This is a genomic window from Nostoc sp. WHI (genome assembly GCF_015714725.1).
In the GTDB taxonomy this organism is placed as follows: domain Bacteria; phylum Cyanobacteriota; class Cyanobacteriia; order Cyanobacteriales; family Nostocaceae; genus Nostoc.
Map to the genome: position 1 here is coordinate 1 of NZ_WBKM01000381.1, position 13,412 is coordinate 13,412.

Here is a 13,412-nt window from a genome sequence, read left to right on the forward strand (position 1 = left end):
GAGTGGGGACAAGGAAAATTAGAACTGGATTTATCCATCTCGGAACCGGATTCATCCACCTTTAATACTCGTTCATCCACCTCGGAACCGGATTCATCCACCTTTAATACTCGTTCATCCACCTCGGAACTGGATTCATCCACCTCGGAACTGGATTCATCCACCTTTGATACTCGTTCATCCACCTTTAATACTCGTTCATCCACCTTGGAACCGGATAAATCCACCTTTGATACTCGTTCATCCACCTCGGAACTGGATTCATCCACCTCAGAGACTCATGCCCAAAATTTAATCTATGCCAACTACTACAGATTCTCCTTCGCCCCGTACTCCATCTGGAACCCGTGACTCACGCAAGCACACCCCCAAGGCAGATATGCGGGGACTTTATCAAAGAGCAATTCGTGAGTCATTTCTCAAGCTCGATCCTCGAATTACTGTCAGAAACCCAGTCATGTTTGTTGTTTGGGTAGGGACAATTGTCACCTTCCTTGTCACCTTGAACCCAAATTTGTTTGGCACAATCGAGGCAGATGTCAACCAGCAACGCCTTTTAAACGGCTTGATTACCTTTATTCTCTTTTTTACCCTCGTTTTTGCAAACTTTGCCGAAGCCGTAGCTGAAGGACGCGGTAAAGCCCAAGCAGATTCACTGCGATCGACGCGATCGGACACGATCGCTAACAAAGTCCTCCCCGATGGTTCCATACAACAAGTCAATTCCACAGAACTGCGGCGGGGCGATTTGGTAAAAGTGATTGCAAATAACATGATTCCCGCCGACGGGGATGTAATTAAAGGTATTGGCTCAGTGGATGAGTCTGCGATTACTGGGGAATCTGCCCCTGTACTAAAGCAACCAGGTACAGATATTGCTAGCTCAGTAACCGGAGGTACACGCTTACTCTCAGATGAGTTGACGATTCGCATTAGCGCTGACCCCGGTCAAGGCTTTATTGATCGGATGATTTCCTTAGTAGAAGGAGCAGAACGCGCCAAAACTCCTAACGAGATTGCCTTAACAGTATTGTTGGCAGTGTTAACACAGGTGTTCTTAATTGTCGTGGCGACTATGCCCCCCTTCGTTAATTACATCGCCAACTTTATCAGCACAGCCTTTGGGGTTGAGGCGGAAAACAGTTTGCGTGCGGGTGCTAGCGTTGCTATTCTCATATCGCTACTGGTAGCTTTAATTCCCACAACTATCGGTGGTTTGCTTAGTGCGATCGGCATCGCAGGGATGGATAGGGTTGCCCAATTTAATGTCATTGCTACCTCTGGTCGAGCAGTAGAAGCCTGTGGTGACATTAATACCTTAGTGCTGGATAAGACTGGTACTATTACCTTGGGTAATCGGATGGCTGACGAGTTTATTCCCTTGAATAATCACTCGGTAAAAGATGTGGCGCAAGTCTCCTTAGCTGCTAGTGTATTTGACGAGACGCCAGAGGGCAAATCAATTGTAATACTAGCAGAAAAGTCCCAAGCTGCTGTAGACTTCAATACCGACAAAGCCGAAGGTGTGGAATTTTCCGCAAAAACCCGGATGAGCGGCACGAATCTACCTGATGGCAAACAAATTCGCAAAGGAGCGGTAGAGGCGATTAAGGGATTTGTCCGTTCTCGTGGCGGCAACGTTCCTGATGATATAGACGCAGCTTATGAGCGAGTTTCCCGGTTAGGTGGTACGCCCTTAGCTGTCTGCCAGAATGACGAGATTTATGGTGTCATTTACCTCAAAGATATTGTGAAACCTGGACTAAAAGAACGATTTGACCAACTGCGCCGGATGGGTGTTAAGACCATCATGCTCACAGGTGACAATCGGATTACTGCTGAGGTGATTGCTCAGGAAGCTGGGGTAGATGATTTCATTGCCGAAGCGACTCCAGAAGACAAAATCGAGGTGATTCGCTCCGAACAATCTCAAGGTAAACTGGTGGCAATGACCGGGGATGGTACTAATGATGCACCTGCCTTAGCTCAAGCAAACGTGGGTGTGGCAATGAATTCGGGGACACAAGCTGCCAAAGAAGCTGCTAACATGGTGGACTTAGATTCTGACCCCACAAAGTTAATTGACTTAGTAACCATTGGTAAACAACTGCTAATTACCCGTGGAGCATTGACAACATTCTCCATCGCTAACGATATCGCCAAGTATTTTGCGATCATTCCCACGATCTTTGCAGCTGCTGGAATCGGCGCACTCAATATTATGGGATTAAAGAGTGCCCAATCTGCGATCGTCTCGGCGCTGATTTACAATGCTTTAATTATTCCGGCACTAATTCCGCTAGCGCTCAAAGGGGTAAAGTTCTTGCCTTTAACAGCAGATCAACTGTTACGCCGCAACATCTTAATCTTTGGTCTTGGCGGCATCGTTGCTCCTTTCATTGCGATCAAACTGATAGATATTATCCTACCTTTGTCTTAATTCACTATGAAACCCGTTCAGATCAGACGCACTATCGTTGCATCCCAAGTATTAGAAGAAATAACTGATATCTGGTGTCAATGGCGTAAACAAAAGCTGCCATTGTATTTGTTCTTGGCGATGTGCTTCAACTTAGTAATTGCACCTTTAGTTTATGCTGCCACAGATGAACAACTTTCCCGCAGTCAATCTTGGGGATTAGGACTGTTAGGAATGTTAACGCTAGGACTTTCCATCTATCTATTTTTTGTAATGTTTGTACCGGAGAAATTCTAATGAGTTTTGCACGCGAAGCTAGCAGAGCTATTCGTTCTACCTTGGTACTTTGGGTAATTAGCGCGATTATTTATCCTTTTGCGATGATTGCCTTTGGGCAAGTTGTGTTTCCATTTCAAGCAAATGGTAGTCTACTGACAAATAATACAGGTCAAGTTGTCGGTTCTGCTTTGATTGGTCAACCTTTTAGTAGCGATCGCTATTTTAACAGCCGTCCCAGTACCACCAGCTACAGCACAGCCGATCCCAAAAAGGACGATGCGGGAGTTTTGAAAACTGGAGTTTCCGGTGCTAGTAACTTGGCTCCCAGTAATTCAGCATTACTGGAACGCATCAAAGGTAAAGATGATCCAGACCCCAGCAAAAGAGTTGAAGGTGATTTCAATCGCCTGAAAACAGCAGGTATACAGCCGACTGCCGATTTAGTTTACACCTCTGGTTCTAGCCTTGATCCTCACATTACTCCCGAAGCTGCGATCGCACAAATTGCCCGAGTAGCCAAGGCGCGGGGAGTTCAGCCCACCCAACTAGAAACTTTGATTGCTCAAAACACCGATGGTCGCTTTCTTGGTATCTTTGGTGAGCCTGGAGTTAACGTTTTGAAGCTGAATTTAGCTTTGGATCAAATTAAGGCATAAAGTTTAGGATTGCCACGCGACCCTCGCAATGACATAAGTATTAAGTCGAACATGATATAACCCTTGATTGAACCGTATTGATCTATCGCAATCCTTAATGATTACTTAAAATCGAAAGGTTTAAATTCCCGACTTATTTAATAAGTCGGGAATCTTATTATTCACGAATGATTAATACCATTGTAATTAATGATTGCAACACATCCTTGGGTAGAGACGCGATGAATCACGTCTCTACAGATGGTCTATTTGTTGCATTCTTTTTCCAAATTGGTATAAGTAAGGCCATATCAAAGCTATATCTCTAAATATATGCCTCCAAAGCTAATCAATAAACATATATTTTATTTGTCTAATACATTTTATATATCCTGAAAATATATCTAGTAAAAACATATTTTTTTGTAAAATATTGCACAATATTATTAGAGCTAAAAAATCTTTTGTGCTGAAAAATAAAAAGACTTTAGAACCAAGCCTATTTGGTGTTTTAATCCAAGCCAATAGCGTTTACTGCGGCATTTATTTAACTGAAATTCAGTTACCTGAACAATGCGTTTTTCTAGGAATTTTAAGAGAAAGTCAAGTCATTTCAGTAAGAGATAACTCTACTGTTTTTGCTGGAGACTATATCTTAGCAGTAGCAACCGATCCTATAATGATTCCTGCTCTCAAAGTCACTCTCAAAAAAATCCATTCTCTTTACTATTCCCTCAACAATTGCTTACTGGAAGCTCGACCAACAGGCAGCCAATCTGTTAATTCAGATGACTCAGACGTACTAACTATTAACTGAAGAAAGGTTGCAAACAATAAATACTTCTGATTCATTTTCAAGGGCACATTTCTTTCAAAACCTGGGATGGAAACCAAGCAAGTCAGTATTTTCTCGCTAGCCTCTGAAGATGTTTCATTTACATGACCTTTACTGAATTTAAGTTCGATTAACTAAAGGTTTTTAATATGGATACTTCGGAGATTTTTCGACTTTATTTATCCGCCGAAAAAATTGTTCATCAATCGACTTTGATTGAAGCCAAACTGACTAATGGAACATCTGGTGACACAAAACCCCAGTCCGGGGACATTCCCTTTGTAGCAGTCTTTTTGGCTCACATTTCCTTCATGATTGTTTGGGCAATTGTCGTTTATATCGTTTCACACGCCTCCAAAGCAGTACAAAATGCCGCACAAAATGCGGTACAAGATAAAGACGAAATAGTAAGCATTAAACATCTACACCAACATCCCTGTAAAAACTGCCAATTTTTTAACAACAATTATTATCTCAAGTGTGCAGTGCATCCTTCTACTGCTCTAACTAAACAAGCGCTCAATTGCTCTGACTACCAATCTCAGTAGAGTTATCCTCCATAGGAAGATAGCAAAAGTACAGCATTCCCACTTCTAAACTTGAGTTCATATTTATGAATCATGTTTAATCGCGGCTTGACAAAAAAATCACCAGATATACTAATCAAAAGTGAATTAATGACACGACTGAATCATGACATTAAAAATAGTTTTCTCTATCCTCGTAGTTGCTACTATGGTCAACTTACACCAGAGAACCTAATATTTAATGCTAACTTGCAAGAATTTGCTCAAAAGGTTGGCTACATCAGCAGTTTAGAAACTAATGGGAAACTATCTCCTGAAGAAGCTTTGAAAGAAATTGACGCACTCTGGCAACAGTTTAAAGCCAGTAAATAGAAACTAGTGATTTGCGCTATGCGCTACGATCTGAACTCTGTAATTTTCTTAATTTGAGAAACCTGAACACATTTTATGAAACAAAACGAGACAATATTTGTTATTCCGACTCATCGACTAAGAGATGTAGCACAGACAATCGAAAAATATGATGAGAATTTCTGGGTAAATGGTCATGCTTTAAAAATTATTGTCTTTGATGATTCCAGTATTGCCAATCACGAGAAATATTACCCAATTTTAGAACAGACTAAGACAGTCAATGATGTGTTTTATGTCGGGCCCCAAGAGAAAGAGCAATTTATTACATTTTTAAATGAAAGACTGCGCGATAAGAAACTAGAGTCACTGGTGAAAAACTTATTTCGACCTAGTTATGGAGGAAATCGTAACTTCACACTGATGTATACCCTTGGTCATTTAATGGTTAGTGCAGATGACGATATGCGACCAGATGCATTAATTGAAACTAGCCCAGAATCTTTAACGGGTGATGAAATATGTCGAGGTAAACTGATCAAGTCCAATCAACAAGGCGGCTACATACATAAATCTTTTGACTTACTCACAGCTTTTGGTGACGTTCTCGGTCAAAAAGCCAGCCATGTACCGGAAAACTTTGAGGCTGGAGAATTGGTCGTTGATACAGCAATGGATTTAGAGACTAACACGACTAAGGGTTACTTTCGAGAAAACAGCCTCGTATTACAACAGGGGAGAGTATTGAATAATGCCATCGTCAAGATTGCCCAGACTTTTAGAACAGGAACTAACGATATTGATACACTCGATTTTATTCATATGTATCTTAATGATGAAAACCAAATTAGTCCAAATGACCTGAATGATTTTTATATTCTTACCAATTTTCGACCTGTTATTACCAACAAAAATTGGAGAATGGATTGTGGAGTCGCTGGATATGATAATCAGCTAGGATTGCCGCCCTTTTTTCCGACTCGGCTTAGGTTTGAAGATTATATCTATAGGATTTGGATACAGCAAGAAGGGATTGTGGCTGCACACGTTGATGCTGTCCAGAACCATATTAGAAATAACTATATGCGTAATCCTCTGGCTAGTGAACTCTTTAATGAAGAAATATGTAGCCTGCTGAAAAAGAAGATTAAGAGCAGTGTTTATCAACTTGATGACTTGGGAATCAAGTTTGATAGTTTGATTACTCTGGCGAGGTGACGTTGCTAGACTCTGAGGAAATCCTAGAAAAAATCTCTGCTATCCACAGCCAGGTAGTCAAAGCCTCAATGTCCACCCAGAATGAAGAACGTAAGCAATCCCTCCAATTATTTGCTGAGAACTTATCGAGAGTATTTTATGGGTTTGAACCCGACTTTTTTCAGCAAAACGTTTCCAGAATTATCGATGATGTCATTAGCCAATTTCATGGCTCTCTAGAAATATGGCCAACTCTCGTGGAAATCTGCTACTTTTACAAAGATAAAAAGGACTTACCGCAAATCCGGATTAAAAACAATAAGCTAAAGTCCAGAAATGGCACAAAACCGAGCGAAATTACCGTATAAACGCGACCCTTGGCAAATAACCCATCTGCAAGACTTTACGATTCTTTATCCGTAAAAATTCTGTGAGACATAGTTTTAGTTGACTGTAATCTGATAAGATTTTCAACAAGTAGAATAACTCCTTGTTCTCTTTTTCTTGAAGCCACTAACTTCAGGTCTTTTTTGGAAAGGATAATAAAAAATGTCTCATTTATTGTGGAAAACTCTGGTACTGAGTCCAGTAGTTTTGGGAGTGACGGTGTTGGTTTCCGCTAGGGCTATGGCTACTGAAGTAGCAAGCTCTTCTGAAAATGCAAGGGCAAAAGCTGCTCAGACAAAGACATCAGAAGCTATTGGCGCTTCACTATTGATCCAAACAGAGCAACCAACTGCTGATCAATTTTTGGTTGCCCAAGCAAAGACTGAGGATAATAGTGTCCTAGAACAAGTTAACCGCTACAGCAGCGAAGGCAAAAACCAGAATTCCCTGTCTCAGGTAACATCAGTTTCTCAGTTTTCTGATGTACAGCCGACTGACTGGGCATTCCAAGCGTTACAATCCCTGGTTGAACGCTATGGTTGTATTGCTGGATACCCAAATGCTACTTATCGTGGCAACCGGGCATTGACCCGTTATGAGTTTGCAGCAGGTTTGAATGCTTGTTTGGATCGGGTTAACGAATTGATTGCCACAGCAACTGCTGACTTGGTGACAAAACAGGACTTGACAACCCTCCAGCGTTTGCAAGAAGAATTTTCGGCAGAACTGGGAACCCTACGTGGTCGAGTAGATGCTGTAGAAGCACGCACTGCTGAACTAGAAGCAAATCAGTTTTCTACTACCACAAAATTAGTGGGTGAAGCTATTTTTGCCGTTAGTGATGTGTTTGGTGGTAATACTGGCGATAACAATAATACTGTCTTCCAAGATAGGGTACGTTTAGACTTGCAAACCAGCTTCACAGGTAGAGACGTTTTACACACACGTCTTGCAGCCGGTAATGCAAGAGCCTTTAGTCAATTGGATAATGGTGGTTTTCCTATTGATACTGCTGAAGGCACACAAACCTATGAAGTTGGTAGCACTGGTAACAACGGTGTCATTATAGACTGGCTGGCGTATTACGTACCAATAGGCCCAGTCCAAGCTTACTTTGCCGCCACCGGAGGTATTCATAGTGATTATGTTGCCACTAATAACCCTTACTTTGAAGACTTTGATGGCGGTAATGGTGCTTTGTCTACCTTCGCTTCTGAAAGTCCCATCTATCGGATTGGTGGTGGTGCAGGTGCAGCACTGACTTTACCCTTTGGTAGCGGTGGCAGTTTTTTCAAACCTTCACTGACTATAGGCTACTTGGCGTCAAATGCTAATAATCCTGCACAAAATCAAGGTTTGCTTGAAGGTAACTATGCAGCTCTTGGACAGTTGAACTTTAGTGTTGGCGATCGCTTCTCTATAGGTGCTACCTACGTTCACGGATATCATGGTGCTGGAGGCGGTAACTTATTTGATCTAGGTGGTGGTTTGGGTAGCACTAACCGCGTCGTAGGTACTGGTCAATCTAACACCCTAAGTGCCTTAAACGCATCTTCTAGTAATTCCTACGGGATATCGGCAGCTTTCAAACCCAGTGACAAACTATCAGTTAGTGGCTTCGTTTCTTACCACGATGTCATAGGCTTTGGTGCTGGTGATGATTATGAAGCTTGGAGCTATGGACTTGGGATAGCCTTACCTGACTTCGGTAAAAGGGGTAACGTTTTAGGTATTTTTGCTGGTGCAGAACCATACTCCTTTAACCGACCAGGCTTTGCTGGTAATGACATACCTTATCACTTTGAAGGCTTTTACAAGTATCGCGTATCAGATAACATCTCAATCACCCCTGGTGTGATTTGGTTGACCTCTCCTGGTCAAAGCAGCGAGAACGACGATGCAATTATTGGTACACTGAGAACCACTTTCACCTTCTAAAGGTTTAAAGAGATTTGCAGTGTCAACTTAGAGCCAGGGCCAATAAAATTCGCAGCTACACAAACAAAGCCCACCTTGGTGAGCTAAGAAAAAATCAAGCTTTTTGTAACCCGCGCAGGCGGGTTTTGCTTGTGTAGAAGGGACATGATATAACTTCCCCGTTACCATAGGTGTCAACAGATATTTGTGCAGACAAAGTTAATCACATCTGCAAGTCCAGACTGAGTTTTCAAATTAGTAAAAATAAATGGTTTATCACCGCGCATTTTTTTAGCGTCCCGTTCCATAACGCCTAAATCTGCGCCAACATAGGGTGCAAGGTCAGTTTTGTTAATCACCAACAAATCAGATTTAGTAATACCAGGGCCACCTTTGCGGGGAATTTTATCGCCAGCTGCAACATCGATAACGTAAATCGTTAAATCCACTAATTCTGGACTAAAGGTAGCAGCCAAATTATCGCCACCACTTTCCAAAAATACTAAATCCAAATCAGTAAAACGTTCTTCTAACTGTTCAATTGCCGCCAAATTCATCGAAGCATCTTCGCGGATGGCAGTATGAGGACAACCACCAGTTTCTACACCCAAAATGCGATCGCTTGTCAAAGCCTGAGAACGCACTAAAAATTGAGCATCCTCCTGGGTATAAATATCATTCGTCACCACCGCAATCTGATACTGCTCACGTAGCCCCTTACACAAAGCATCTACCAAAGCCGTTTTCCCCGAACCTACCGGGCCAGCAACTCCTACTCTAAATGCATTCATTCTTATTTGTCCTTTGTCACTTTTCCTTTGTAGATAGTTATTAGTTCTAGGACTTACACATTGACAAAAATATCATCTATGGAGTCTAGATAAAGCCATGACTGCTAAGGTTTGCAAAAATATGCTCACGTACAACTAACTTAGTATCCCTCCTACCAAGTTATTTTTTGGGGCGTTACGCGATCGCTAACGCACCTTACTAGCGTGGCAAGGCTAAAATAGTGCATTACTAATCTCTGAAACATTGAGATTTTGGAAACATAACTCAATTTTTCTATTGCATCAATTTAGCCTTGCCACGCCACTACAAGATTAGGCGATCGCACTTCTAACACAATTCACCGAAAGTCTAAATTTTTGGGAGGTCTATTTTAACATGAGCGATCGCACGCTCATCAACCATCTTAAATAAGGGATCGCTTGACTATTAAGACAGTCGCTACAAGATCAGGTGATACCTGCGTCGGGCTGCGCCTACGCACTAAAATGTTAAGTAAATCAGAAAAGGTTAACGATGGCAGCTAAAGATAAATTTCATGCTGTGGTTAGAATTGCTTTAGAAAAGGAGCAGTGGAAGATAACCGATGATCCTCTGCGACTGGAAGTTGGCGGAACTAAGTTTGAAATAGATTTAGGTGCACAGCAACTGTTAGCAGCAGAGCGAGGTGAACAAAAAATTGCAGTTGAGATTAAAACGTTTTTAAGTGATTCACCACTAACAGATTATCATGCTGCGTTAGGACAGTTTTTGAATTATCGGCTTGCCTTAGAAATCAGTGATCCAACTCGCATTCTCTATTTGGCAGTGCCTATAGGTGTTTATGAAGCTTTTTTCAAGCGGGAATTTGCCCAAATATCTGTAGAGAGATATCAGATTAAACAAATTATTTATGACCCAATTCAAGAGGTAATTGTACAATGGATACCCTAGAATCTTATCGCCATATCATTCAGTCGTTGTTGACGGCTTATGCTGCTATCCCAATAGCCAATGGTCAGATTGATTGTTACACTGTTTTTGATACAAAACAAGACCATTACATGGTTATAAATGTGGGATGGGATGGTCATCGGCGAGTCTATGGTTGTGTTTTACATTTGGATATTAAACAGGGAAAAATTTCGATTGAGCAGAATATGACGGAAATGAGAGTGGCTCAAGAACTTGTAGAGCTAGGGGTTCCAAAAGATGATATTGTTCTAGGATTTCAATCTCCTGAAATGCGGGAATATACGGGCTATGGAGTTTTTTAACGACAACATCGCACTCTGATTTTATCGTCATAGCAGCGATCGCATTCACAAAAACACAACAGGCGATCGCACTCAACCGACAACAGCGATCGCATTTTTAGTGAGAATGGAGAGAGCGATCGCACTTCGCACTTCACACTCTACAATATCAGGCGATCGCACTACGAGGTGAGCGATCGCCCTTCCAGTTTTTCGCAACCCGCGATCACACCTTCTCGATTTTATACACTGAGCGATCGCAGTACATGAACCATCCTAAACGAGCGATCGCACTCATCAAGCAATTCACCTCAAGTTTAAATCCAGGCAAAAAGTAAGTTCGACTTTTGGCTACTTTTGATTCTGATGCAGTAGCTTTAGCCTGGATTCTAGGAGAGATTTTTTATTTATGGACTCAAATCAGCAACAAACTTTTTTCACGTTCGATGGAGATGTTGGCGGGACTGCTGGCTACGCCGGGATTTCGGCGACATCTAATGCTAGCAAAGCGGCTAAATCAGCAAGTAAATACCTCAATGACTCATTGTTGATGAACCAACTCACCGAACATGTGTATAAACTTTTGCTAGAAGACTTGCGATCGCAGCGAGAAAGGCTAGGTAATTATGATTCCCAAAGGTGGTTGTGATGGCTACAGGCGCTAATAACGGCAACATTACTCACGAATTAAATTATGTCACCACTAATCGTTTTTATGTAGAGATAGACAGTTCTATTGCTGCATCTTTCGCTGAATGTACAGGATTAAGTGTTCAAATTAAGAAAAATATTTTTCAGGAAGGTGGTGTAAACGATCAGCAAAGAATTTATTTAGGTCATACAGAATTTGCAGACATAACTCTTAAACGTGGATTTACCGATCATCCAGGTTTTTGGAACTGGATGAATGCAGTTTTTGATGAACAAAAGAAAACATCTCGACGCAATGTTAATATTCTGATTTTCAATCAAGCTGGTGAAACGATGATGAGTTGGACTTTAATTGGTGCTATTCCTATAACCTGGAAAACACCTGCACTACAAGCCGATGGAAAAGCAGTTGCCATTGAAGAATTAACTTTGGCTTATGAAGGCTTACAAATTGCAAGAGCTACAGGAGGAGGCATTTCTGTAGTACGAAACCAAAAAACAGGATATTTTGTTTCGAGTTAATTGGCTCTTTCTCAACTATAATTATGCAAATTATTCAACCTTTATTAGGAAACAATGTTCATCCACTTGGGGTAATATCATTTTTATCTCATCCTGACAGAAGACTCTTGAGAAAAGAGTCTCATTCTCTGAATTTGCGAAATAATTTTATCAGCACAATACAAACCAAACCACCATTAGTCACATCCTCTAAATTTTTATTATCTCGTGAACATGAACCGTCGATAGAACCATTAATAGGTCGGGATACTCAGGATATAAATAGTGAGTTTCCATTACTTGACTTTGATTCTTTTGATTCAATAGCTCCACCCGAAAAGAGTAATATTAATAGCAGTAAATCAGTAAAAAGAAGTATTCCAGAGATACTACCAAATCGCATTGATAACAATACCAGTAATGATACGTCACAAGAAATAAGTATTAAAGGTAAATCTAAATCAAAAAAAACAAATAAATCTCAACAGCCAGCAGAAAAAAAGTCAAAGCTGAAATCTAAGACTACAAAAACAGTCAAGTCATCAGCAGCTAAGAATGTTCCTCAATTTGTTGATGAAAATAATATTACTATTAACCGTAACGAAGATAACTTATTACTATCGGATGAAGCTCTGTCTATTGAAACTAATTCGGAACTCCCTACTTTACAACTTGATATTGCTTCAGAAAATATTACAAATGATAACGATTATCTTAGTATCCTAACGCCTAGTATAACGGCACCAACTTCGCCTATTGTTGAAGATAAATCGACTTTGTTCAGGAAGATTGATAACGATAATCTAGAAGTAAATTATGAGATAAAATCTAGTTTTATAAGTACAGAATCCTCCGTTTTGGCATCACCAGAAAAGACTGAATTAGACAATAATACAAGTGAATTAGCTGAAGATTCGCTTATAGAATTTCCTTTGTCTAATAATGTAGAGGAAATATTTACTCAGTCTAGCAACTTTGCCAAAAATGAGCAACAAATAATCACTGAAGCATCAGAATCATTTAATATATCAGATGTTCCAATCAACCAAACGCTATCAAAACAGAATATTAAAACATATCAACCTTATTCTCTAGTTGACAATTCAAGCACTGCTTCACAAACAAATTTAATCCAAGCAGAAGAGATATCACCAACTTTAAAATCTCCATCGCAGGAAGAAGAATTACCAAATACCAAAGCTATTGAACGAAACTTAATATTGGAAGATACCACAAATAGCTTTGTCACAGATAATGCTGTCGTTGATAATTATTTAACTTTATCGCCAACACTAACCTCACCTGATGTTGACGACACACTTTATTCTGTGGCAAATGATGAAAATACCATAGAAACGAATATCGCTGCACCTAATTCTGAGCCTTCAGTAGCTTTATCGCCAACACTAACCTCACTCGATGTTGACGACACACTTTATCCTGTGGCAAATGATGAAAATACCATAGAAACGAATATCGCTGCACCTAATTCTGAGCCTTCAGTAGCTTTATCGCCAACACTAACCTCACTCGATGTTGACGACACACTTTATCCTGTGGCAAATGATGAAAATACCATAGAAACGAATATCGCTGCACCTAATTCTGAGCCTTCAGTAGCTTTATCGCCAACACTAACCTCACTCGATGTTGACGACACACTTTATCCTGTGGCAAATGATGAAAATA

At 40.7% G+C, this 13,412-nt stretch carries 17 protein-coding genes; 14 read left to right on the plus strand and 3 right to left on the minus strand.

Features of this window, described 5'->3' with window-relative positions:
* Positions 1 to 269, minus strand: a 269-nt coding sequence (locus tag F8S12_RS39445) for a hypothetical protein (RefSeq protein ID WP_196521731.1), incomplete at its 3' end; no start/stop codon positions are given.
* A gap of 29 nt (positions 270 to 298) precedes the next feature.
* Between F8S12_RS39445 and kdpB the strand changes: the two genes are divergently transcribed.
* The 9 genes from kdpB (at position 299) to F8S12_RS39485 (ending at position 8,568) form a co-directional block, all read left to right on the plus strand.
* Positions 299 to 2,440 (plus strand): potassium-transporting ATPase subunit KdpB, encoded by a 2,142-nt coding sequence (kdpB, locus tag F8S12_RS39450; RefSeq protein WP_196521732.1) that lies wholly within the window; start codon positions 299 to 301, stop codon positions 2,438 to 2,440.
* A gap of 6 nt (positions 2,441 to 2,446) precedes the next feature.
* A complete protein-coding gene (locus tag F8S12_RS39455) occupies positions 2,447 to 2,716 on the plus strand; it encodes a potassium-transporting ATPase subunit F (RefSeq protein ID WP_196521733.1) in 270 nt (89 codons plus the stop codon).
* Positions 2,716 to 3,354 carry a K(+)-transporting ATPase subunit C gene (kdpC, locus tag F8S12_RS39460; protein WP_196521734.1) on the plus strand — a complete coding sequence of 213 codons (639 nt, stop codon included), beginning with the start codon at positions 2,716 to 2,718 and terminating at the stop codon, positions 3,352 to 3,354. The genes F8S12_RS39455 and kdpC overlap by 1 nt, the downstream gene beginning before the upstream one ends.
* Before the next feature lie 445 nt (positions 3,355 to 3,799).
* Positions 3,800 to 4,150 carry a TrkA C-terminal domain-containing protein gene (locus tag F8S12_RS39465; protein WP_196521735.1) on the plus strand — a complete coding sequence of 117 codons (351 nt, stop codon included), beginning with the start codon at positions 3,800 to 3,802 and terminating at the stop codon, positions 4,148 to 4,150.
* Between the two features lie 167 nt (positions 4,151 to 4,317).
* Positions 4,318 to 4,716: a hypothetical protein gene (locus F8S12_RS39470; protein ID WP_196521736.1), complete on the plus strand. Its 399-nt coding sequence runs from the start codon at positions 4,318 to 4,320 to the stop codon at positions 4,714 to 4,716.
* 129 nt (positions 4,717 to 4,845) lie between these two features.
* Positions 4,846 to 5,067 (plus strand): DUF7219 family protein, encoded by a 222-nt coding sequence (locus F8S12_RS39475; RefSeq protein WP_196521737.1) that lies wholly within the window; start codon positions 4,846 to 4,848, stop codon positions 5,065 to 5,067.
* Positions 5,068 to 5,142: 75 nt separating this feature from the next.
* Complete coding sequence (locus F8S12_RS39480) at positions 5,143 to 6,264, plus strand: hypothetical protein (RefSeq protein ID WP_230968587.1); 1,122 nt, start codon at positions 5,143 to 5,145, stop codon at positions 6,262 to 6,264.
* Positions 6,261 to 6,611, plus strand: coding sequence for a hypothetical protein (locus F8S12_RS41435; protein ID WP_230968588.1), 351 nt, complete (start codon positions 6,261 to 6,263; stop codon positions 6,609 to 6,611). The genes F8S12_RS39480 and F8S12_RS41435 overlap by 4 nt, the downstream gene beginning before the upstream one ends.
* A 181-nt stretch (positions 6,612 to 6,792) precedes the next feature.
* Positions 6,793 to 8,568, plus strand: coding sequence for an iron uptake porin (locus tag F8S12_RS39485; protein ID WP_196521738.1), 1,776 nt, complete (start codon positions 6,793 to 6,795; stop codon positions 8,566 to 8,568).
* Positions 8,569 to 8,741: 173 nt separating this feature from the next.
* Here F8S12_RS39485 and ureG read toward each other — a convergent pair whose 3' ends face one another.
* Positions 8,742 to 9,338 carry an urease accessory protein UreG gene (gene ureG / locus F8S12_RS39490; protein WP_196521739.1) on the minus strand — a complete coding sequence of 199 codons (597 nt, stop codon included), beginning with the start codon at positions 9,336 to 9,338 and terminating at the stop codon, positions 8,742 to 8,744.
* A gap of 514 nt (positions 9,339 to 9,852) precedes the next feature.
* Here ureG and F8S12_RS39495 point away from each other — a divergent pair.
* Together F8S12_RS39495 and F8S12_RS39500 are read left to right on the plus strand one after the other, a co-directional pair.
* Positions 9,853 to 10,269 carry a XisH family protein gene (locus F8S12_RS39495; RefSeq protein WP_196521740.1) on the plus strand — a complete coding sequence of 139 codons (417 nt, stop codon included), beginning with the start codon at positions 9,853 to 9,855 and terminating at the stop codon, positions 10,267 to 10,269.
* A complete protein-coding gene (locus F8S12_RS39500) occupies positions 10,257 to 10,592 on the plus strand; it encodes a XisI protein (protein ID WP_193949797.1) in 336 nt (111 codons plus the stop codon). Before F8S12_RS39495 ends, F8S12_RS39500 begins: the two co-directional genes overlap by 13 nt.
* Before the next feature lie 72 nt (positions 10,593 to 10,664).
* On the opposite strand, the gene F8S12_RS41900 is transcribed toward F8S12_RS39500, so the two are convergent.
* Positions 10,665 to 10,790 (minus strand): hypothetical protein, encoded by a 126-nt coding sequence (locus F8S12_RS41900; protein WP_269144876.1) that lies wholly within the window; start codon positions 10,788 to 10,790, stop codon positions 10,665 to 10,667.
* Positions 10,791 to 10,980: 190 nt separating this feature from the next.
* On the opposite strand from F8S12_RS41900, the gene F8S12_RS39505 reads away from it, so the two are divergent.
* From F8S12_RS39505 to F8S12_RS39515, 3 genes are all read left to right on the plus strand, one after another.
* The gene (locus F8S12_RS39505) at positions 10,981 to 11,220 is read left to right on the plus strand and encodes a hypothetical protein (protein WP_196521741.1); all 240 of its coding nucleotides are present in this window, start codon (positions 10,981 to 10,983) and stop codon (positions 11,218 to 11,220) included.
* Positions 11,220 to 11,744: a phage tail protein gene (locus F8S12_RS39510; RefSeq protein WP_196521742.1), complete on the plus strand. Its 525-nt coding sequence runs from the start codon at positions 11,220 to 11,222 to the stop codon at positions 11,742 to 11,744. The genes F8S12_RS39505 and F8S12_RS39510 overlap by 1 nt, the downstream gene beginning before the upstream one ends.
* Positions 11,745 to 11,767: 23 nt before the next feature.
* Positions 11,768 to 13,412, plus strand: a 1,645-nt coding sequence (locus tag F8S12_RS39515) for a hypothetical protein (RefSeq protein ID WP_196521743.1), incomplete at its 3' end; no start/stop codon positions are given.